Here is a 19,557-nt window from a genome sequence, read left to right on the forward strand (position 1 = left end):
TTGGGCCATTCTCCCGCGGCTGGACCAGTTTTTCAGCAGCCTCCTAGTGTCCCGTCCCGGAGATTTGCGAACAAAGTCGCTGGAGCTTCTCCAGGATTGAATCCGCGTTTGCGGTCCAGTTGAACGGCGCTTTGGTCTTGTTGTAGGCGGCCACGAACTGCTCGATCTTGGCGATCAGCTCCTTGACGCTGGAGAAGCTGCCGCGCCGGATCGCCCGCTGGGTGATGATCCCGAACCAGCGCTCCACCTGGTTCAGCCAGGAGGCGTATGTGGGCGTGTAGTGCACGTGGAAGCGGGGCCTCTGCGCCAGCCACGCCCTGACCTTGGCGTGCTTGTGGGTGCAGGTGTTGTCCACCACCAGATGGACGTCCAGATCTTCCGGGACGGACTTCTCGATCTGCCTGAGGAACCCCAGGAACTCCTGGTGCCGGTGGCGGGGTTTGCACTGGGTGATCACTTCTCCTGTGGCCACGTCCAAAGCCGCGAACAGGGTGGTGGTGCCGTGGCGGATGTAGTCGTGAGTGACGCCTTCCACGTAGCCCAGACCCATGGGCAGGAGCGGCTGGGTGCGGTCCAGGGCCTGGATCTGCGTCTTCTCGTCGACGCAGAGCACCATCGCCTTGTCCGGCGGGTTCAGGTACAGGCCAACGATGTCGCGGACCTTCTCCACAAAGAACGGATCGGTGGAGAGCTTGAACGATTTCTGCCGGTGGGGCTGGACCGAGAAGNTCTGCAGCCAGCGGTGAACTGTTGTCTTTGAGATCCCAGTCGCCGCTGCCAAAGTCCGAGCGCTCCAGTGGGTGCTGCCATCGGTTGGCTTGGTCTGCAGGGCCCGGTTGATGACCTCGGCCACCTTGTCGTCCTCGTAGGTGCGGGGCCGGCCNGGACGCAGTTCGTCATGAAGGCCCTCGATGCCCAGATCGAGGTAGCGCTGCCGCCATTTGCCCACCGTTGAGCCGCGGACTCCAAATTGCTTGGCGACAGCGGTGTTGGTGTCACCAGCAGCGCAGGCCAGCACGATCTGCGCCCGCTGAACGATCGAATGCGGCAAGGTCCTTGATCCAGCCAGGCTCTGGAGCTGGCTGGTCTCATCAGCCGACAGCTCCAGAGGAGCCATGGGGCGACCAGTCGGCATGAAACGACTCCCCGAGGAGACACTTCATATTCTACCGGCTATTTGCGGGACNGCACACTAGGAGGGTGTCGCGCATAGATCGCCAGCGCGCCCTCCACAGATGCCCCTGAATCCTTCCAGAATCCAGTCACCCCAGTGGATCTGAGCGAGATAATGGGGCATGCAGAAGCCCAAGTCATTCCGACCCTGGCAGCCGGAGCAGACCACCCTGCTGCCGCCATCACCCAGCGACTGGCTGTCAGATGACCATCAGGTGTATTTCCTGCTGGATCTGGTGGATGAGCTGAATCTCTCACAGGTCCTGATCCCGGCTCAGAGCAAGGATCCCCGCGGGGAGAAAGGGTTTGATCCGCGAATGATGACGATGCTGCTGCTCTACGCGTACTGCGTTGGCATCGTCTCCTCCCGCAAGATCGAGCGGGCCTGCTACGAGGATCTGGCCTTCCGTGTGTTGACGGGCAACCAGCAGCCCGATCACAGCCGGATCAGCGAGTTCCGGCGGCGGAACCTCGATGCGCTGCGCGACCTGTTCGTTGAGATCCTGCGTCTCTGCCAGAAGGCCGGCATGGTGAGCCTGGGCCACGTGGCGCTGGATGGCACCAAGGTGCAGGCCAATGCCTCCAAGCACAAGGCCATGAGCCACGAGCGGATGCTCAAGGCGGAGAAGCAGCTGCAGCAGGAGATCAACGCCCTGATGCGGAAGGCCGAGATCCTGGATGCCCAGGAGGATCGGCGCTACGGCAAGGGGAAGCTGGGCAGTGAGCTGCCGGATGAGCTGAGGCACAAGCAGGGCCGCCTCGAGAAAATCCGTCAGGCCCGCAAGGAGATGGAGGCAGAAACCGCTGCGGCGGCTGCGCGGCAGCGCCAGGAGGAAGCAGAAGAGGCCAGGGCCAAAGCGGCGGCTGCGCATGAGGCCGATGCACCGGCTGCTGAGCAGGCCGAGCTGACCAGGAAAGCTGAGGCGGCAGCAGCCAAGGCCAAGGCGGCCCGTGAGGCGGCGTTCGAGGCCGCCGAGAGCGCTGGCCTGGAACCGCCGGATCTGGAGCCGTTGGCGGCTGACGCGATGCCCAGGCGCGGGCTGGCCAGGAAAGCTGATGGCGCACCAACCAAGAAGACCCAGCGCAATTTCACGGATCCCGACAGCCATCTCATGCAGTCAGGCGGGGCCTATCTGCAGGGCTACAACTGCCAGCTGGCTGTCGATCGCGACCACCAGGTGATCGTGGCGGTGGGCGTGAGCAACCAGCCGCCGGATGTCGAGCACCTGGAGCCCATGCTGCAGCGCATCGCCAGCAACGCCGGTGCCTTGCCGGATGTGATGACGCTGGATGCGGGCTACTGGAGCGAGGACAACGCAGGCCACTGCCAGACCCGCGGCATTGACGCCTACATCGCCACCGGCCGTCTGCCGCACGGCCAGCCCCCTCCGCCGATGCGGGGACCGTTGCCCAGGGGTGCCGATGTCAAAACCCGCATGGCCCGCAAGCTCAGAAGCAAGAAGGGATCAGCGATCTACGCCCAACGCAAGGCCATCGTGGAGCCGGTGAATGGCCAGATCAAGGAAGGCCGGGGCCTGCGGCGCTTCCTGTTGCGGGGCCTGGAGAAGGTTGACGGTGAATGGCACCTGATCGCTGCCACGCACAACCTGCTGAAGTTGATCAGGTACAGGCGGTCACAGCAGCAGGCGCTGGCAGTAGCGACGGGATGAGGGGCGACAGCGGCCAGGGCTGACTCAAAGCCGCCGCAATGAACCCGCTCAGCAGATGAACGGTGCCGCTGGGGTTTACCTCAGCCACGTTTCGTCGTGGACTGGGGCTCACTGCTCTATTGGCAACAAACTCCTAGCCGCAGGCGGGACCTTAACCCATGCAGACGGTGCCCCGCTGCTCTACAAAACCGGCGATTATCGCCAGGCCGGCTGCCTGATCGCCAGCCATGGCCGGAGCCACGGCGATCTCTGCAGGGCCGCCTCGGCGGCCATGGCATCCTCGGATCCCGGTTTTCCCTTCTTTGGGAACGATCCATCCACGTGGCCAATCCCTCCGACTGGATGAGTCTGATGGGGATGTTCACGCTGCCAGCAACAGCACCCGGGCGCAATCCATCGGCAGCCTCAAATTTTCATTGCCATTCAAAGTCTATCGTAGCAACGGCCGGCTCTTGCCCATTCCGAATCATGCTGATCACCGAGCACTTTGTTTTTATTCACTACCCGAAGACCGGCGGAACATTCGTGACACGCGCACTGGAGCGTCTTTATGGAGAAAGTCTGATCAATATCAACAAGCACGGCACCTGCCGCGACGTGCCAGCTGAGCATGCAGGCAAGCCCTTACTCAGCACCCACAGACATCCATTAAGCCGACTGCTATCGCACTATGAGTTTCGATGGTGACATCAGCATCCACGCGATGACTTTGGTATCTGGGATGCCGCCAAAATCCAAGCCCTCTATCCAAGCTGGCCAGATCTGAGCTTTGCGGAGTACATCACTCTCTGGAGCGACCACTGGATTCCAGCAATCCTCTCAGCCCCTGTTTTTTYCTCCAGCACAGGATTCCCTATCGCCATTGAGGCCTACAGCTTCCTGGAGCACTACTCCCGACANCCGAGGCCATGGCGGCCGCCGGCCTGCTGCCGCCCGACCTGCCCCGCCTGGTGGTGAAGGCCAGTCAGCTCGAGCTCGCCAGCCGTGGCGGCTCCCCCGGCAGCTCGCTCAGCCGGCTGAAGGGACGCCTTCTGCTGGCTCCTCGCTGAGCGGCGCCGCGTTCACTCCAGCCTGCTGACGCTCCCGCTTGCGCCGTTCGGCGGCCACGGTCTCCTCCATCAGCTCCACCGCCTGGGCCAGCTTCTCCAGGTTGCTGGCGTAGAGGCTGAGGTCCTTGTCGAGCCGGTCGCGCAGCAGCCCCATGGCGGTGCCCAGGTCATGGGCATAGCTGCGCAGCGTGGCCGGATCCATGCCGTCGGCTCCCTGAGCCTGCTCCAGCAGGCTGAGCAGCCCCACGCCCATCAGCCGGGAGTAGTGGAAATCGGGCCGCCGGATGCCCGCCAGGGCGGTGGCCAGGGGTTCGGGTGCGCCGGCCCCCTGCTGCTCCACCCACTGCTTCACCTCCTCCACGCTGTGACGGCCCATCGCCGCCACGGCCTCATCCCGCTGGCGGCGCAGCTCGGCGGCGTCGAAGCCGGTGGCGTTGCACAGCGCCTCGAACAGCGGTTCGCGCTGCCGCTCGGGGCGGTAGCCGCGCGAGAAGCTCTCGAAGACCTGGATCACGCCGCAGGCGAACAGCGGGTCACTGCGGAAGCCCTTCTGCCGGCTGAGCAGGTGCAGCTCCACCAGCAGCTCATCCACCATGCGGCGGTAGAGGGGCGCGATCACATGGGGGAAGGCGCGGTGAAAGGCGCGCTTGCTGTCAGCAACGGTGAGGGCAGCGCTCACGGTCGTCGGGCCCGGGATTCAGCGACCCTAGCCACCCGGGCTCAGTAGGATCGATCCAGCCCCGCATCCCCCGCCTGTGACCACGATCCCCATCGTCATCGAGGAGTCGGGCCGGGGGGAGCGCGCGTTCGACATCTATTCCCGCCTGCTGCGCGAGCGGATCGTCTTCCTCGGTGAGCCGGTGACCTCCGAGTCGGCCAATCGGATCGTGGCGCAGCTGCTCTTCCTCGAAGCCGAGGATCCCGAGAAGGACATCTTCCTCTACATCAATTCGCCCGGTGGGTCGGTGTACGACGGCCTCGGCATCTTCGACACCATGCAGCACATCAAGCCCGATGTGCACACGGTGTGCGTGGGCCTCGCCGCCTCCATGGGGGCCTTCCTGCTCTGCGCCGGCACCCAGGGCAAGCGCAGCAGCCTCACCCATTCGCGGATCATGATCCACCAGCCCCTCGGCGGTGCCCGCGGCCAGGCCAGCGACATCCGCATCCAGGCCGACGAGATCCTCTACCTCAAGAAGAAGCTCAACACCGAGCTCGCCGATCGCACCGGCCAGCCGCTCGAGCGGATCGAGGAGGACACCGACCGCGACTTCTTCATGTCGCCGGTGGAAGCGGTGGAGTACGGCCTGATCGACAAGGTGATCGACAAGCGGCCGGTGCGCCCGGTCTGAAGCGTCGCCGTTCCGGCTCGCCGGGTCAGAGTCTCGCCGTCGGGGTGATCCTGACGCACCCCCCGTCTGGGGCAGGCACTTCAGCTGCCGCCGCCGGTGGGCGGATGTCTGGGAGCAGGTGATCTACCGCTCCGATCGTTGCCGCAGCCAACGGCAGGGGCGGCAATCCCTCGATGCCTGAGACCAGGCAGCAGACAAGNAAAAACCGGGTGGCTGAGCACCCGGTGTTGGTGTCATGAGATCGGGATCAGGCCGTGGCAGCCGATTCCGCCGCGCTGAGCAGCGGTGAGAAGCGCTCCTTCTCGGGGATCACCGTGAATTCGCTCACGATCGCCCGAAACTCGTCGCCGTCGAGACTCTCCTTCTCGATCAGCACGTCGACCACCCGGTCCATGCAGGCCCGGTGCTCGGCCACCAGCTTCACGGTGTCTTCGTAGCAGCTCTGCACGATCCGGCGCACGGCCGCATCCACGCGGGCGGCGGTGGCATCGGAGCCGTCGCTGCGGGTCATCAGGTCGCGGCCCAGGAACACCTCCTGGTTGCCGGCCTCCAGGGAGAACTGGCCGATCTCGCTCATGCCGAAGCGCGTCACCATCTGGCGGGCGATCGAGGCCACCTGCTGGATGTCACCGCCGGCGCCGGTGGTCACCTCCTCGCGGCCGAACACCACAGCCTCGGCGGCGCGGCCGCCCAGGGCACCCATGATGCGGGCCCGCAGCTGGGCCTTGCTCACCAGCATCTGCTCCTCATCCGGCGAGAACCAGGTGAGGCCCTGGGCCTGGCCGCGGGGGATCAGGGTGACCTTCTGCACCGGGTCGTGCGCCTTCACCAGCGTGCCCACCAGGGCATGGCCCACCTCGTGGTAGGCGATCAGGCGCTTGCTGCGACCGTCGGTGAGGGGCTTGCCCTCCATGCCGGCGATCACCCGGTCCACCGCGTCGTCGATCTCGGCCAGGGTGGTGGCCTCCTTGCGGCGGCGGGCCGTGAGGATGGCGGCCTCGTTGAGCAGGTTGGCCAGGTCGGCACCGGAGAAACCGGGGGTTCGGCGGGCGATGGCCTCGAGACTCACATCCTCCGCCAGCTTCTTGTTGCGGCTGTGCACCTTGAGGATCGAGAGGCGCCCCTTGATGTCGGGCACATCCACCATCACCTGACGGTCGAAGCGGCCGGGTCGCAGCAGGGCCGAATCGAGCACATCGGCCCGGTTGGTGGCCGCGATGATGATGATGCCGCTGTTGCCCTCGAAGCCGTCCATCTCGGTGAGCAGCTGGTTGAGGGTCTGCTCCCGCTCGTCGTTGCCGCCGCCCACGCCGGCGCCGCGCTGACGGCCCACCGCGTCGATCTCGTCGATGAAGATCAGGCAGGGGCTGTTCTCCTTGGCCCGCTTGAACAGGTCACGCACCCGGCTGGCGCCAACGCCCACGAACATCTCCACGAACTCCGAGCCGGAGAGCGAGAAGAAGGGCACACCGGCCTCTCCGGCGATCGCCTTGGCCAGCAGCGTCTTGCCGGTGCCGGGAGGGCCCACCAGCAGCACGCCCTTGGGGATGCGGGCGCCCACGGAGGTGAAGCGCTCGGGGGTCTTGAGGAAGGTCACCACCTCCTCCAGGTCCTGCTTGGCCTCCTCCACGCCGGCCACGTCGTCGAATTTCACGCCGGTCTCGGCTTCCATCAGGAAGCGGGCCTTGGTCTTGCCGAACTGCATCGCCTGGCCGGGGCCGCCGGGCATGCCGCTGGAGCGTCGCGCCAGGAAGATCAGCGAGCCGATCAGCAGCAGGGGGAAGAGCAGGTTGCCCAGGATCCCCAGAGCCGGCGGGGCCTGGCGGGGCGGGTGCACGTCAAAGCTGATGCCCTGCTCCTTGAGCCTGTTCACCAGCTCCGGAGCCACGCCGGGCAGATCCACCCGCAGCCGCTGCACGCGGTTGTCGAGATCCGGATCCACAGCCTCGATCACGGCGCTGCGGCCGCCGTCGAAGATGTCGACCGCGGTGACCCGGCCGGCCTCCACGTAGTCGAGGAAGCGGCCGTAGCTCATGCGCGCCACGGCGGCGTTGCGGGGCGCCACGGTCGAGCCGCCGGGCCGGAACCTGGATGCATCACCGCCGGCGGAGATCAGCTGCCAGCCCAGGAAGGCCACGATGGCGAGGGGCAGGAGCCAGAGAGCGAGCACACGCCAGCGCTGATTCATGGCTGAGAGGAATTTTTACTAAGTGTAACGGGCCTCAGCCGGCTTCCTGCCAGAGCGCCGTCAGCTCATCCTCGGGTTCGAGGGTGGGTGGTTCGAGGCTGCCGCCCACGTTGATCGTGCTCGACGCGTCCTCCATCAGCAGCTCGTCGGTGGCGATCCGCTCCACCAGCTCCGGCCCGCCCAGCCCGTGGGTCCAGATCTCGAGCTCGCTCTCGGGAGGGCACTGGAAGCTGAGCAGCTCGAAGGGGAACACCACCCGCTCCAGATAGAACTGGTCCGGTCCGAGGCAGCGCGCGATCACCATGCGATCGCTGCTGTTGCGGTAACCACACGACACGAGAGTCACGGCCAGAGGCCCTATCAGCGAAACCACTTAGCCATCAGTCCGCGTCAGGCTTTGGTGACCGACGCGACGGTTTGCCCTCCTTAAGGAAGTTTTTGTTTTTGGCCGGCCCATCCGGNCCGCCGCAGGCCCAGATCGCCCGGGCACTCAGAGGCTGCGCAGGGCCACGATCGGATCGAGCCGTGCCGCCCGACGGGCCGGCACCACGCCGAAGAAGAGGCCGATCGAGCCCGACAGCCCCACGGTGAGCAGCACGGTGCCCGCTCCCACACCGGCCNGGAGGGGCGTGAACGCCGCCACGGCGCTCACCGCCGCGATCCCCAGGCCGCTGCCGATCGCTCCCCCCACGCTGGCCACCACCAGCGATTCCACCAGGAACTGCAGCAGCACGTCATCGCTGCGGGCCCCGAGCGCCTTGCGCAGACCGATCTCCTCGGTGCGCTCGCTCACCGATACCAGCATGATGTTCATGATTCCGATGCCCCCCACCAGCAGCGAGATCGCACCGATCGCGGCGAGCATCAGCGTGAGGCCACTGGTGATCGTGGTCACGATCGAGAGCGCATCCTTTTGGGAGCGCACCGCGAAGTCGTCCTCCCGCAGGATGCGGTGGCGCTGGCGCAGCAGGTTGGTGATCTGAAAGGCGGCGGCGCTGATGCTGGCCTCGTCGCGCGCTTCCACGCTGATGAAATTGAGGCTCACCCCATAGGTGGGATCCCGTCCCGAGAGCTTGCTCACCATGGTGGTGAGAGGGATGTAGGCGGTCTCGTCCTGGTTCTGGCCGAACACCGCGCCCTTGGGCTCGAGCACCCCGATCACCTCGAACGCCTGATTGCGGATGCGCAGCTGCTGGCCGAGGGCCGACCGGTCGGGGAACATCCGCTCGGCCAGGTCGGGGCCCAGCACCGCCACGTTGCGGGCGCTCTCCAGGTCGCTGGCGCTGAGGAACCGCCCCCGCGCCACCTCGAACTGCCGCACCGGCAGAAACTCCGGCGTCACGCCGGCCACCTGGGCACTGCTGCTGATGCCGCGGCTCTGGACCACCTCGTTGCGGCTGATCTGGGGCGCCACGCGTTTCACGCTGGGCACCTGCTCGGCGATGGCGTTGGCGTCCTCCAGCACGAGCGTGCGGGGAAAATCGATGCCCTGCCGCCTCGTGTCGTTGTTGCCCGGCACCACGAACAGCACGTTGGCGCCGAGATTGCTGAGCTGTCCGGCCGCCAGGCTCTGGGCGCCGCGGCCCACGCCCACCAGGGTGATCACCGAGGCGTTGCCGATCACGATGCCGAGCATCGTGAGCAGGCTGCGCAGCCGGTTGGCCCGCAGCGTGGAGAAGGCCATCCCCACGGTTTCCCGCGGCGGGAGTTTGGTGCCCATGGCAGCCGTTGCGGAGGCCTAAACGATGGCGCCGGCGTTGTCGGGATTGTGGCTGCGGGCGCCGCGATGCACCTCGCCGCGGTGCAGATCGAGCGTCACGATCTCACCCTGGCGCAGGCTGGCGATGGCATTGCTCACGCCCACGATCGCCGGAATGCCGTCGCGCTGGGCGACCACCGCCGTATGGCTCTCCACCCCGCCGATCTCGGTGATCACGCCCTTGGCCTTGCGGATCGCCTCCACATAGGCGGCGGAGGTTTCGTGCACCACCAGGATCTCGCCGCTCTGGATGCCGGCGGCGGCTTCCGGGCTGTCGACCACGCGCACCCGGCCGCTCACCGAGCCGCTGCCGATGCCCACGCCTCGGGAGAGCACGGCCGACACGATTCCCACCTTGATGAAGTCGGTGGAGCCGCTCACACCGGCCAGGGTGCCGGCGGTCTGCACCACCACATCGCCGTCGTGCAGGAAGCCCTGCTCCCGCGCCATGCCCATCGCCAGGCTGAAGGTGCTGGTGGAGGAGGTCTGCTCTTCCACCAGCAGCGGGTTCACGCCCCAGCAGAGCTGCAGCTGGCGGGCCACCCGCGCCTCGCTGGTGATCGCCAGGATCGGGGTGCTCGGCCTGAACTTGCTCACGTTGCGGGCCGTCGCTCCACCCTTGGTGAGCGGCAGGATCGCCGCCGCATTGAGGTTGCGGGCGATGTTGCTCACCGCCTGGCAGATGGCGTTGGCGATGGTGGAGGCCATGCGGGTGTCGATCACCCGCTGGGGGTAGTCCCGCTCGATGCGGCGGGCGATCGTGGCCATCGTGGCCACCGCTTCCACCGGATAGTCACCCACGGCGCTCTCGTTGGAGAGCATCACCGCGTCGGTGCCGTCGAGAATGGCGTTGGCCACGTCGCTCACCTCGGCGCGGGTAGGGCGGGGGCAGCTCACCATCGAATCGAGCATCTGGGTGGCCGTGATCACCGGGATGCCGAGGCTGTTGGCCTTGCGGATCAGCTCCTTCTGCAGCAGCGGCACTTCCTCGGCGGGCATCTCCACGCCTAGGTCGCCGCGGGCCACCATCACCCCGTCGCAGAGGGGCAGGATCTCATCGATCTGATCGATCGCCTCGAACTTCTCGATCTTCGCCACCACCGGGGTGCGGTAGCCGTGCGAGGCGATCAGATCGCGGATCTCGAGCAGGTCGGAGGGGTTGCGCACGAAGCTCAGGGCTACCCAGTCCACGCCCTGGGCCAGGCCGAAACTCAGATCGGCCCGGTCCTTGTCGGTGAGGGCGCGGATCGAGAGCTGCACGTCGGGGAAGTTGACGCCCTTGTTGTTCGACAGCACGCCGCCCACCGTCACGCTGCAGCAGAGACTCTGCTCGGTGGTGTCGACCTGCTCCACGCGCATCTCGACACGGCCGTCGTCGAGCAGGATGCGGCTGCCGGGCACCACCTCATCGGCGAGCCTGTCGTAGGTCACCGTGGCGATGCTCTGGTTGCACTCCACGTCACGCGAGGTGAGGGTGAAGCTGTCGCCGTCGGCGAGGGTGATCGGCCCGCCGGGGAAGCGGCCGAGGCGGATCTTCGGACCCTGCAGGTCCTGCAGGATGCCCACGTGAACCCCCATCTCCCTCGACACCTCACGGATGGTGGCGATCCGGGCGGCGTGCTCGCTGTGGTCGCCGTGGGAGAAGTTGAGCCGGAAGGTGGTGGCTCCGGCGTTGATCAGCTGACGCAGGCGCTCGGGGGATTCGGTGGCAGGCCCGATCGTGGCCACGATCTTGGTGCGACGCATGAGATCGGGCTTGGTCATGGGGCGCCGGGATATGGCCGAAACTACCATCAGCGCTCGTTCAGCAGGCCTGGAGATGGATCTGGCCACCTATCAACAGCGCTCCCGCGCCACCGCCCGCTACCCGGCCGTGGGCTCCAATCCCATCTATCCCACCCTGGGCCTCTGCGGCGAGGCCGGCGAGGTGGCCGACAAGGTGAAGAAGGTGATCCGCGATCGCAACGGTGCCTTCAGCCCGGAGGTGATCGAGGCCCTGAAACTGGAGCTCGGCGATGTGCTCTGGTACGTGGCCCAGCTGTCCAGCGAACTCGGTCTCGACCTCGATGCGGTGGCCAGCGCCAATCTCGAGAAGCTGGCCAGTCGCGCCGCCCGGAACGTGATCAGCGGTGAGGGGGATCACCGCTGAGCGCGGCGACGGCNTCCTCGAGGAAGGCATCGGGGCACTCCCACGGCAGCATGTGGCCGCAACGCTCCAGCACCCGCAGCGTGGCTGCCGGGATGAGCCGCGCGTAGGCCTCGCCATGGGCGACCGGGATGAGCCGATCCTCACGGCCCCAGAGCAGCCGGGTGGGGCAGCTGATGCGATGCAGGTGGCGTGGCAGCCTGGGGTCGTGGAGATAGGGATTCCAGCCCACCCGTGCGGTGGCTTCCCGGGCCCGCAGCCAGTGAATGATGTCCGGGTCATCCAGGCTGCTCGGCAGCGTCTGCCGCGCCGCCGGATGATCGGGATCGAAGAACATCAGCCGCCGCAGCGCCTCCAGATCGTCGATGAAGAGATCCCCCATCGGCGCTCCGTCCACGTGCAGGCCGGCGGCGGCCACGAGCAGCATCCGGCTGACCAGGGCGGGCCGCAGGATGGCCAGCTCGGCGGCGATCCAGGCACCGAGCGAGAAGCCCAGCACCGGCACCCCCACGAGCCTGAGCTGATCGCAGAGATCCACCACGTGCCAGGTGAGGTCGTGGATGTCATGGATGCTGTCGAGCCCTTCCGAGCCGGCGAAGCCGGGATGGGCCGGCAGATACACCTCGAAGTGGTCGGCCAGGCGATCCACAAACGGCGGCCATTCCGTTTCCCCGCCGGCGCTGTGCAGATAGAGCAGGGGCGGTCCGCTGCCGCCCACCATCAGCTGGATCGACCGGCCGGCCACGCTGATGAAGTCAAGCCTGGGGGCAGAGCTCATCCGACGGCAGCCAGTTCGACCGCGAAGCGGCGCCGCAGGGCCGGCAGAACCTCCTCGGCGAAGAGCTGCATGTTCCTGCGGGTGAGATCGGCAGGCAGGGTGCCGAGCTGAAACAGTCCCAGCAGGTTGCCGATGCCCAGACGCTCGATCTGTTCGGTGAGCTTCTCCCGCACGGTGGCGGGGCTGCCCACGATCGCGTAGCTGCCTTCCTCGATCTCCTCACGGGTGCGGCAGTTGGACATGAAGCGCGTCAGCGCCTTGTTGATGCGGGCCAGGGATCGGACGCTGGTGTAACCGGGCGGGAACACCAGCAGGCCCTTGAGCAGGTTCTGCACGAAGAACCAGAGGTGCGACTCGTATTCGGCCCAGGCCTGTGCATCGGTTTCGGCCACATAGATCGGACAGAGCCAGCCGAGCTGCTCGGGGTCGGCCGTGTAGCCGTTCTTCTGGCACGACGTGCGGAACGAATCGAAGTTCTTCTGCAGGAACTCGCGATGGAAATAGGGAATGCCCATATAGCCGTAGTGCCGCTGGGCCACGAAATCGATCGTCTCCTGGCTGCCGGCTCCCGGCACCCAGATGGTGGGATGCGGTTGCTGCAGGGGGCGCGGCCAGGGGTTCACATAGCGCAACTGCCAGTGCTCTCCGTAGTGCTCGAAGGGGCCTGGTTCGGTCCAGGCGCGCACGATCAGATCGAAGGCCTCGGCATACAGGCTCCTGGCCTGGGTGGGATTGATCGAGAAGCTGTAATACTCGGGCCCGCCGCCCACAACCATCCCGGCGATCAGTCGGCCACCGGAGATCACGTCGAGCATCGCGAATTCCTCGGCGACGCGCGTCGGTGGGTTGTAGAGAGGCAGGGCGTTGCCGATCACGGCGATCTTCACGCGTGAGGTCTGCCGCGCGAGAATCGCTCCCATCAGATTGGGGCTGGGCACCGTGCCATAGGCGCTCTGATGATGTTCGTTGACACAGACACCGTCGAATCCCAGGTCCTCGGCCAGCACCAGTTCGTCGAGAAACCGGTTGTAAAGCTCATGACCGTGCTGCGGCTCGTACAGAGCGTTCGGCAGGGTGGTCCAGGCGCTTTTGTAGCGCGTCGAGAAATCGGCCGGCAGCCGATCCCAGGGCATCAGGTGAAAGGCGAAGAACTGCATCGCGGCGTTGAAGATGCCCCTGGAGCCGCCCGATTCTGCAGCATCCGTCCAGCCAGCCGCGGGGGCACGCCGTGCTGCTCACCGAGCCGGAGGCCGCGTCCGTAACCTGAGCGGGCAGTGAGGGAGATCAGCGATGTCGGCTTCGCTGCTGCAGCCCTGCCTGGGCCGGATGCTGGCCGCACTGCTGCTGCCCCTGTTGCTGCTGGTCCCCGCTCCCGCCTGGGCGGCGGCGACGCTCCAGGTGAGCGAGGTCACGCTGGAGCCCTGTCCCGGCGACGATGTGGCGGCCCAGCCGGAGCTGCGCCGCCCCTCCGGTGCCAGCTGCTACGCCCTGCGAGGCACCGTGGCGAACCCCGGACGCAAGCCGGTGGTCGACACCGATGTGTTCGCTCTGATCCTCGATGCCAGCGGCGAACCGGTGCTGCAGAACCGCACCCGGGTGGGGTCGATCGGCGACGTACCGCCGGGCCGATCGAGCTTCGCCCTGCGCCTGGCCGTGCCGGCCGGCACACCGGGGCCGCTGCAGTTCCGCAACGTGAAGGCGAGCGGCTTCAGCGCGCCGGTGCGCAGCCGCGCCGGCGTCGACGACGAGCTGCTGCCGCTCGAGCAGGCGCTGGCGCCGGGAGGTTGAGGCTTCAGAAGCTGGAGGTCATCACCGCCACGCTGGCGGTGCCGAGCAGCTGCTGGCCCAGGCTGAGGGCGATGAAGGCCAGGATCGCCGAAAGGTCGATCCCGCCGATCGGCGGGATCAGCCCGCGAAAGGCATTGAGATAGGGGTCGGTGATCGAGCTCACCGTGCTCAGCACCGGATTGCCCCAGTCAAGGTTGGGGAACCAGCTCAGCAGCACCCGCACCAGCAGGATCAGCGAGTAGATCTCCAGGGTGCGGGACAGCACGCTCAGCAGCAGGGCAAGCACGTCCATGGGTGTGGGATCGATCCCGCGGTCTTGCCCCCGACTCTATGCAGCCCGCTGGCGGCCCGGCTGCAGATCCTCCGGTTTCACCGCGAAGGTGCGGTGGAACTTCTCGCTCAGGCTCAGCCAGTAGGAGCGCCCTTCGCTCTGGCGTTTGCGCTCGATGAAGTTCTGGGCCAGCAGCTCCTTGATGTGGTCGTAGGCGCCGGAGCCGCGCAGCTCCACCAGTTCCGACTGCAGGATGCGCTTCTTGAGGGCGATCGTGGCCAGGGTCCGCAGGGCGGCGGTCGACAGGTCCACCGGCAGCAGGTTCTGCACCAGATCGCCGAGGCTGTCGCGCAGCTGCAGGGCGTAGCGCTGACCCTCCTGGCGGATCTCCAGGGCGGTGTCGCGGTGCGCGTAGTCGGCCATCAGGGTGATCAGGCCCAGCTCGGTCTCCTCCCGGCTGGTGCCCGCCACCTCGGCCAGCTCTCCCAGGCTCAGGGGCCTTCCCTTGAGATAGAGGATCGCCTCCAGCCGCGCCGGCAGCGAGAGGCCGGCAGCTTCGCCTGCGAACCGTGCGGCGGCGGGGGCGGGTGTGGGGGCTGAGTCCGGGGCGCTGGTCATGGCCTGCCGCGCTCAGAGCCCGCAACGTACCGCAGTCAGGCCTCCACCGGCAGGGGGGTGGCCGGCCGGCGGGCCTCTGGCGCGGTGGGAGGCACCGCCCCGAGGAAGAGCTGGTAGGCCGGGTTGTCGCTCTCGTCCACGTAGCGGTAATCCAGCCCCCTGAGGAAGTCCTGCCAGTCGCCCAGCTCGGCTTCCGGCACCTGCACCCCCACCACGATGCGGCCCACATCGGCGCCGTGGTTGCGGTAGTGAAAGATGCTGATGTTCCAGTTGGGATGGAGGCTGGTGAGGAAGCGCATCAGCGCTCCCGGCCGCTCCGGGAACTCGAAGCGGTAGAGCAGCTCGCGCACGGCCGGCAGGCACGCAGCGGCGGGCAGGTGGCCGCCCACCATGTGGCGCAGGTGCAGCTTCGAGAGTTCGTCGCTGGAGAGATCCAGGCAGGCGAAGCCGCCGGCGCGCAGGTCGTGGATCAGATCCTGCTCGTCGCGGCTGCCGCTGGTCTGCACCCCCACGAAGATGTGGGCCCGGCCCGGGTCAGCCAGCCGGTAGCTGAATTCGGTGAGATTGCGGGTGCCCAGCAGGGTGCAGAACTCCCGCAGGCTGCCGGGCCGCTCCGGGATCTCCACAGCCAGCATCGCTTCGCGGTCCTCGCCGATCTCGGTGCGCTCGGCCACGAAGCGCAGCCGGTCGAAGTTCATGTTGGNCCCGCAGGCCACCGCCACCAGGGTCTGCCCCTGCAGGCCGCGGGCGGCCACGTCGGCCTTCAGCCCCGCCACCGCCAGGGCGCCGGCCGGCTCGAGGATCGAGCGGGTGTCCTCGAACACGTCCTTGATGGCGGCACAGATGGCGTCGGTGTCCACCGTCACCATGCGGTCCACCAGGCGCTGGGCCAGGGCGAAGGTGTGCCGGCCCACCTGACGCACGGCCACGCCATCGGCGAACAGGCCCACCTGCTCGAGCCGCACCCGCTCGCCGCAGGCGAGGGAGCGGGCCATGGCGTCGGCGTCGACTGGCTCCACCCCCACGATCTGCACCTGGGGCCACACGCTCTTCACGAACGCCGCCACGCCGGCGATCAGCCCGCCCCCGCCCACCGCCAGATAGATGGCATCGGGGGGTTCCGAGCACTGGCGCAGGATCTCCATGCCGATCGTTCCCTGGCCGGCGATCACCTCCGGGTCGTCGAAGGGATGGATGAAGGTCAGCCCCCATTCAGCGGCCATGCGCTCGGCCTCGGCGCAGGCGGCGTCGTAGGTGTCGCCGTGCAGCACCACCTCGGCACCGCGGGCCGCCACCGCCTTCACCTTCATCTCGGGCGTGGTGACCGGCATGGCGATCACGGCCCGGCAGCCGAGCTTCTGGGCGGCCAGGGCCACCCCCTGGGCGTGGTTGCCGGCGCTGGCGGCGATCACGCCCCGTTCCAGCTCCGCCGGCGTCAGGCCGGCCATCTTGTTGTAGGCGCCGCGCAGCTTGAAGCTGAACACCGGCTGCAGGTCCTCGCGCTTGAGCAGCACCCGGTTGTCCAGCCGCGCCGAGAGATTCGGCGCCGCATCGAGGGGCGACTCGATCGCCACGTCGTAGACCCGCGCCCGCAGGATGCGCTGCAGGTAGCCGCTGGTGGGCTCGTCGTGGCCGGGGGTGGGGACCTGACTCATTCCATCAGTGTCGCAATCGGCACCGGTGCCCGGGGCCGTCGGCCTAGATTGCCAGCCTCTAGAGGGGCCCTGATGCATCTCAGCGAGCTGAGTCACCCCAACGAGCTGCACGGCCTCAGCATCGCCGAACTGGAGGGGATCGCCCACCAGATCCGCGAGCGGCACCTGGAGGTGGTGAGCACCAGCGGTGGCCATCTCGGCCCCGGGCTCGGGGTGGTGGAACTCACCCTGGCGCTCTATCAGACCCTGGATCTCGACCGCGACAAGGTGGTCTGGGACGTGGGCCATCAGGCCTACCCCCACAAGCTGATCACCGGCCGCTACAACCAGTTCCACACCCTGCGCCAGCAGAACGGCGTGGCCGGCTACCTGAAGCGCTCCGAGAGCCGCTTCGACCACTTCGGCGCCGGCCATGCCAGCACCTCGATCTCGGCGGCCCTGGGGATGGCCCTGGCGCGCGACCAGCGCGGCGACGACTTCAAGTGCGTGGCGGTGATCGGCGACGGCGCCCTCACCGGCGGCATGGCCCTCGAGGCGATCAACCACGCCGGCCACCTGCCGAAGACCCGGCTTCTGGTGGTGCTCAACGACAACGACATGTCGATCAGCCCGCCGGTCGGCGCGCTCTCCACCCACCTCAACCGCATGCGGCACAGCAAGCCGCTGCAGTTTCTGCAGGACAACGCCGAGGAGGCGATCAAGCACCTGCCCTTCCTGCACGGTGAGCTGCCCACCGAGCTGAAGAACCTCAAGGAGAGCATGAAGCGCCTGGCGGTGCCGAAGCTCGGTGCCGTGTTCGAGGAGCTGGGCTTCACCTACATGGGCCCGGTCGACGGCCACGACATGGCCGCGATGATCCGCACCTTCCGCCAGGCCCATGAGCATGAGGGGCCCGTGCTGGTCCACGTGGCCACCACCAAGGGCAAGGGCTATCCCTACGCCGAGGCCGACCAGGTTGGGTATCACGCCCAGAGCGCCTTCGACCTCACCACCGGCAAGGCCTTCCCCTCCAGCAAGCCGAAACCACCCAGCTACAGCAAGGTGTTCGGTCAGACCCTGGTGAAGCTCTGCGAACTGGATCCCCGGGTGGTGGGGATCACCGCCGCGATGGCCACCGGCACCGGCCTCGACCTGCTCGAGAAGGCACGACCCCAGCAGTACTTCGATGTCGGCATCGCCGAACAGCACGCCGTCACCATGGCGGCCGGCATGGCCTGCGGGGGTCTGCGCCCCGTGTGCGCGATCTACAGCACCTTCCTGCAGCGTGCCTATGACCAGCTGATCCACGACGTGGGCATCCAGAAGCTGCCCGTGACCTTCGTGATGGACCGGGCCGGCATCGTCGGTGCCGATGGCCCCACGCACCAGGGCCAGTACGACATCAGCTATCTGCGCGCCGTGCCCAACTTCACGGTGATGGCCCCCAAGGATGAGGGCGAGCTGCAGCGCATGCTGGTGACCGCCATCCACCACGACGGACCCAGCGCCATCCGCATCCCCCGGGGCGAGGGTGAGGGAGTGCCGCTGATGGAGGAGGGCTGGGAGCCGCTCCAGATCGGTCGCGGTGAGCTGCTCACCGATGGCGACGATCTCCTGATCGTGGCCTATGGCGCGATGGTGCACCCGGCTCTGGCCACGGCCGGCCTGCTGCAGGAGAAGGGCATTCGCGCCGCCGTGATCAACGCCCGCTTCCTGCGACCCCTCGATGAGGCGCTGATCGCCCCGATGGCGCGTCGCATCGGTCGGGTGGTGACCATGGAGGAGGGCGCTCTGGCCGGCGGCTTCGGTGCCGCGGTGGTGGAAGCGCTCAACGACCTGGAGGTGCTGGTGCCCGTGTTCCGCATCGGCATCCCCGACGTGCTGGTGGATCACGCCAGCCCCGACCAGAGCAAGCGCGCCCTGGGGCTGACGCCCCCTCAGATGACCGATCGGATCCTCGAGCGCTTCGCCAGCATCTGGCCTGCGGTGCAGCGGCAGGCCCTGGCTGTGTGAGTGTGAGTCGGCCGACCCCCGTACAAGGGAGTCGACCTCCCTGGCACGACTGCGGAGCCTGCAGACAGCAAAGGCGGAGGATCTCTCCGCCCTGCCCTTCGATCACCGGCTTGATCGTTACGGTCTGGGGGCCTCAGAGCACGCCGCGGCTGGCCAGACCCTGGATCGCGCCGATGCCGAGGATGTGGCCGAGGCTGATGGTGCCCAGCATGGCGCCGTGGCTGAGACCTCCGAACATGGCTGCGTTGGGCAGCTGCAGACCCACGTTGGGCTGCTTGATCGTCGCCTTGCCGATGGCAATGGCGATCACGTTGCACACGATCATCACCAGGGCGACCTTCGGCGACCAGGTGATGGTGGCGGGTGCGAGGGCCAGGATNGGGGCGATCATGGGTCTTGAGCCGACGCCCCATCTTCCGGGCGGCCGGCAGCCTGATCGCCGCCGCTTAAGACTTGTTGATCTGCCGGCGCGGACCGGCCCTTCTCCAGAGCGGCGGCGAACCCCAGCACCACCAGCAGATTGGCGAGGGTGAGGAAGGCCTCGGCACCGCCATGCAGGGCATCCACATCGGCCAGCAGACGTCCGTAGCGCTGCTGGGCCACCACGGCCGCCACGATCGTGACCGCCACGAAGACCAGCGTGAGCTCGAAACCCCGTCGGGCCAGCACGGGAAAGGCGGGCACCCCCCGGGCCCACCAGAGGAAGGCCAGATAGGGCAGCAGCGACGCCACGAACAGGGGCGTGGCATCCATATCGCCCAGGCGGGAGAGCAGGTCGCTCATGCCTGGCCGGCCCGGTGCTGACGCCGCAGGTTCCAGGTGGCAAGGGCCAGTGCGGCGTTGCCCAGGGCGGTGATGCCGGCCTGGATCACCACCAGTCCCTTGAGTTCGGTGGCGTTGTCGTAGAGGTGCCAGGTGCAGGCGGCCATGGCGCTGATCAGGGCCGGCACCATCGCCAGGCTGAGCCAGCGCCAGCCGCCCTCCCCCCTCGCCTGGCCGTAGCGCTGGATCAGCAGCATCGCCGCCAGCCACTCCAGCACCGACGTGAGGTGGATCCACCAGGTGGGCAGCGACAGGGCGTGCATGGCCGCCGGACCAGCAGACGATCCGTAATGTAC

At 67.4% G+C, this 19,557-nt stretch carries 21 protein-coding genes and 2 pseudogenes; 9 read left to right on the top strand and 14 right to left on the bottom strand.

Annotated elements, in window-relative coordinates:
• Positions 1-43: 43 nt before the first annotated feature.
• Complete coding sequence (locus SYNGFB01_RS06265; protein WP_048017374.1) at positions 44-1,135, bottom strand: IS630 family transposase; 1,092 nt, start codon at positions 1,133-1,135, stop codon at positions 44-46.
• A gap of 160 nt (positions 1,136-1,295) precedes the next feature.
• Here SYNGFB01_RS06265 and SYNGFB01_RS06270 point away from each other — a divergent pair, with 160 nt between their 5' ends.
• The 4 genes and pseudogenes from SYNGFB01_RS06270 to SYNGFB01_RS14560 all read left to right on the top strand — a co-directional run bounded on the left by SYNGFB01_RS06270 (position 1,296) and on the right by SYNGFB01_RS14560 (position 3,892).
• The gene (locus tag SYNGFB01_RS06270; protein WP_048017375.1) at positions 1,296-2,843 is read left to right on the top strand and encodes an IS1182 family transposase; all 1,548 of its coding nucleotides are present in this window, start codon (positions 1,296-1,298) and stop codon (positions 2,841-2,843) included.
• A 130-nt stretch (positions 2,844-2,973) separates the two neighbouring features.
• Positions 2,974-3,189, top strand: a pseudogene (locus tag SYNGFB01_RS15330) (hypothetical protein); the annotation flags it as partial.
• The gene (locus SYNGFB01_RS14555) at positions 3,165-3,530 is read left to right on the top strand and encodes a hypothetical protein (RefSeq protein ID WP_161795859.1); all 366 of its coding nucleotides are present in this window, start codon (positions 3,165-3,167) and stop codon (positions 3,528-3,530) included. The pseudogene SYNGFB01_RS15330 and the gene SYNGFB01_RS14555, both read left to right, overlap by 25 nt.
• Positions 3,531-3,751: 221 nt before the next feature.
• Positions 3,752-3,892 (top strand): hypothetical protein, encoded by a 141-nt coding sequence (locus tag SYNGFB01_RS14560; protein WP_161795860.1) that lies wholly within the window; start codon positions 3,752-3,754, stop codon positions 3,890-3,892.
• On the opposite strand, the gene psb29 is transcribed toward SYNGFB01_RS14560, so the two are convergent.
• Positions 3,852-4,571, bottom strand: coding sequence for a photosystem II biogenesis protein Psp29 (gene psb29, locus SYNGFB01_RS06275; protein WP_048017376.1), 720 nt, complete (start codon positions 4,569-4,571; stop codon positions 3,852-3,854). The two genes, SYNGFB01_RS14560 and psb29, sit on opposite strands and share 41 nt — an antisense overlap.
• A gap of 76 nt (positions 4,572-4,647) precedes the next feature.
• On the opposite strand from psb29, the gene clpP reads away from it, so the two are divergent.
• Both clpP and SYNGFB01_RS15335 read left to right on the top strand, forming a co-directional pair.
• Positions 4,648-5,244: an ATP-dependent Clp endopeptidase proteolytic subunit ClpP gene (gene clpP / locus SYNGFB01_RS06280; RefSeq protein ID WP_235299961.1), complete on the top strand. Its 597-nt coding sequence runs from the start codon at positions 4,648-4,650 to the stop codon at positions 5,242-5,244.
• An 82-nt stretch (positions 5,245-5,326) separates the two neighbouring features.
• Positions 5,327-5,425: pseudogene (locus SYNGFB01_RS15335) on the top strand (DUF2256 domain-containing protein); the annotation flags it as partial.
• Between the two features lie 66 nt (positions 5,426-5,491).
• Here SYNGFB01_RS15335 and ftsH read toward each other — a convergent pair.
• From ftsH to pyk, 4 genes are all read right to left on the bottom strand, one after another.
• Positions 5,492-7,432, bottom strand: a complete 1,941-nt coding sequence (gene ftsH / locus SYNGFB01_RS06285; protein ID WP_048017377.1) for an ATP-dependent zinc metalloprotease FtsH — start codon at positions 7,430-7,432, stop codon at positions 5,492-5,494.
• Between the two features lie 34 nt (positions 7,433-7,466).
• A complete protein-coding gene (locus SYNGFB01_RS06290; RefSeq protein ID WP_082325907.1) occupies positions 7,467-7,778 on the bottom strand; it encodes a DUF1830 domain-containing protein in 312 nt (103 codons plus the stop codon).
• Positions 7,779-7,922: 144 nt separating this feature from the next.
• On the bottom strand, positions 7,923-9,152 hold the full coding sequence (locus SYNGFB01_RS06295) for an ABC transporter permease (RefSeq protein WP_048017378.1): 1,230 nt from the start codon (positions 9,150-9,152) through the stop codon (positions 7,923-7,925).
• An 18-nt stretch (positions 9,153-9,170) separates the two neighbouring features.
• Complete coding sequence (pyk, locus tag SYNGFB01_RS06300; protein ID WP_048017379.1) at positions 9,171-10,955, bottom strand: pyruvate kinase; 1,785 nt, start codon at positions 10,953-10,955, stop codon at positions 9,171-9,173.
• 55 nt (positions 10,956-11,010) lie between these two features.
• Here pyk and SYNGFB01_RS06305 point away from each other — a divergent pair, with 55 nt between their 5' ends.
• Positions 11,011-11,340, top strand: coding sequence for a nucleoside triphosphate pyrophosphohydrolase family protein (locus SYNGFB01_RS06305; RefSeq protein WP_048017380.1), 330 nt, complete (start codon positions 11,011-11,013; stop codon positions 11,338-11,340).
• Here the strand turns inward: SYNGFB01_RS06305 and SYNGFB01_RS06310 are convergent.
• Both SYNGFB01_RS06310 and SYNGFB01_RS06315 read right to left on the bottom strand, forming a co-directional pair.
• Positions 11,315-12,115 carry an alpha/beta fold hydrolase gene (locus tag SYNGFB01_RS06310; RefSeq protein WP_048017381.1) on the bottom strand — a complete coding sequence of 267 codons (801 nt, stop codon included), beginning with the start codon at positions 12,113-12,115 and terminating at the stop codon, positions 11,315-11,317. The two genes, SYNGFB01_RS06305 and SYNGFB01_RS06310, sit on opposite strands and share 26 nt — an antisense overlap.
• Positions 12,112-13,272, bottom strand: a complete 1,161-nt coding sequence (locus SYNGFB01_RS06315) for an LLM class flavin-dependent oxidoreductase (protein WP_048017382.1) — start codon at positions 13,270-13,272, stop codon at positions 12,112-12,114. Before SYNGFB01_RS06315 ends, SYNGFB01_RS06310 begins: the two co-directional genes overlap by 4 nt.
• 133 nt (positions 13,273-13,405) lie before the next feature.
• Between SYNGFB01_RS06315 and SYNGFB01_RS06320 the strand changes: the two genes are divergently transcribed.
• Positions 13,406-13,903 (top strand): hypothetical protein, encoded by a 498-nt coding sequence (locus tag SYNGFB01_RS06320; protein ID WP_048017383.1) that lies wholly within the window; start codon positions 13,406-13,408, stop codon positions 13,901-13,903.
• Between the two features lie 4 nt (positions 13,904-13,907).
• On the opposite strand, the gene SYNGFB01_RS06325 is transcribed toward SYNGFB01_RS06320, so the two are convergent.
• From SYNGFB01_RS06325 to ilvA, 3 genes are read right to left on the bottom strand one after another with little or no spacing between them, the layout of a single operon-like run.
• A complete protein-coding gene (locus tag SYNGFB01_RS06325; RefSeq protein ID WP_048017384.1) occupies positions 13,908-14,195 on the bottom strand; it encodes a YggT family protein in 288 nt (95 codons plus the stop codon).
• 36 nt (positions 14,196-14,231) lie between these two features.
• A complete protein-coding gene (gene scpB, locus SYNGFB01_RS06330) occupies positions 14,232-14,792 on the bottom strand; it encodes an SMC-Scp complex subunit ScpB (protein ID WP_048017385.1) in 561 nt (186 codons plus the stop codon).
• A gap of 35 nt (positions 14,793-14,827) precedes the next feature.
• Entirely contained in the window at positions 14,828-16,447 is a 1,620-nt protein-coding gene (gene ilvA, locus SYNGFB01_RS06335) for a threonine ammonia-lyase, biosynthetic (protein WP_048017386.1), read from the bottom strand.
• Between the two features lie 72 nt (positions 16,448-16,519).
• Here ilvA and dxs point away from each other — a divergent pair, with 72 nt between their 5' ends.
• Positions 16,520-18,439, top strand: coding sequence for a 1-deoxy-D-xylulose-5-phosphate synthase (gene dxs / locus SYNGFB01_RS06340; protein ID WP_048017387.1), 1,920 nt, complete (start codon positions 16,520-16,522; stop codon positions 18,437-18,439).
• Positions 18,440-18,572: 133 nt separating this feature from the next.
• On the opposite strand, the gene psaK is transcribed toward dxs, so the two are convergent.
• The 3 genes from psaK to SYNGFB01_RS06355 are packed head-to-tail and all read right to left on the bottom strand — an operon-like array spanning position 18,573 to position 19,524.
• Positions 18,573-18,830 (bottom strand): photosystem I reaction center subunit PsaK, encoded by a 258-nt coding sequence (gene psaK / locus SYNGFB01_RS06345; protein ID WP_048017388.1) that lies wholly within the window; start codon positions 18,828-18,830, stop codon positions 18,573-18,575.
• The gene (locus SYNGFB01_RS06350; RefSeq protein ID WP_082325908.1) at positions 18,827-19,222 is read right to left on the bottom strand and encodes a DUF3593 domain-containing protein; all 396 of its coding nucleotides are present in this window, start codon (positions 19,220-19,222) and stop codon (positions 18,827-18,829) included. The genes psaK and SYNGFB01_RS06350 overlap by 4 nt, the downstream gene beginning before the upstream one ends.
• Positions 19,219-19,524, bottom strand: a complete 306-nt coding sequence (locus SYNGFB01_RS06355; RefSeq protein ID WP_048017389.1) for a DUF2499 domain-containing protein — start codon at positions 19,522-19,524, stop codon at positions 19,219-19,221. The genes SYNGFB01_RS06350 and SYNGFB01_RS06355 overlap by 4 nt, the downstream gene beginning before the upstream one ends.
• Positions 19,525-19,557 lie beyond the last annotated feature (33 nt).

The sequence above is a fragment of the Synechococcus sp. GFB01 genome, from assembly GCF_001039265.1.
Lineage (GTDB): Bacteria > Cyanobacteriota > Cyanobacteriia > PCC-6307 > Cyanobiaceae > NIES-981.

Coding starts and splice junctions, on each gene's coding strand:
- SYNGFB01_RS06270 (WP_048017375.1), top strand. CDS start 1,296: ATGCAGAAGCCCAAGTCATTCCGACCCTGGCAGCCGGAGCAGACCACC.
- SYNGFB01_RS14560 (WP_161795860.1), top strand. CDS start 3,752: ATGGCGGCCGCCGGCCTGCTGCCGCCCGACCTGCCCCGCCTGGTGGTG.
- ftsH (WP_048017377.1), bottom strand. CDS start 7,432: ATGAATCAGCGCTGGCGTGTGCTCGCTCTCTGGCTCCTGCCCCTCGCC.
- pyk (WP_048017379.1), bottom strand. CDS start 10,955: ATGACCAAGCCCGATCTCATGCGTCGCACCAAGATCGTGGCCACGATC.
- SYNGFB01_RS06305 (WP_048017380.1), top strand. CDS start 11,011: ATGGATCTGGCCACCTATCAACAGCGCTCCCGCGCCACCGCCCGCTAC.
- SYNGFB01_RS06315 (WP_048017382.1), bottom strand. CDS start 13,272: ATGCAGTTCTTCGCCTTTCACCTGATGCCCTGGGATCGGCTGCCGGCC.
- SYNGFB01_RS06320 (WP_048017383.1), top strand. CDS start 13,406: ATGTCGGCTTCGCTGCTGCAGCCCTGCCTGGGCCGGATGCTGGCCGCA.
- SYNGFB01_RS06325 (WP_048017384.1), bottom strand. CDS start 14,195: ATGGACGTGCTTGCCCTGCTGCTGAGCGTGCTGTCCCGCACCCTGGAG.
- scpB (WP_048017385.1), bottom strand. CDS start 14,792: ATGACCAGCGCCCCGGACTCAGCCCCCACACCCGCCCCCGCCGCCGCA.
- dxs (WP_048017387.1), top strand. CDS start 16,520: ATGCATCTCAGCGAGCTGAGTCACCCCAACGAGCTGCACGGCCTCAGC.
- SYNGFB01_RS06350 (WP_082325908.1), bottom strand. CDS start 19,222: ATGAGCGACCTGCTCTCCCGCCTGGGCGATATGGATGCCACGCCCCTG.
- SYNGFB01_RS06355 (WP_048017389.1), bottom strand. CDS start 19,524: ATGCACGCCCTGTCGCTGCCCACCTGGTGGATCCACCTCACGTCGGTG.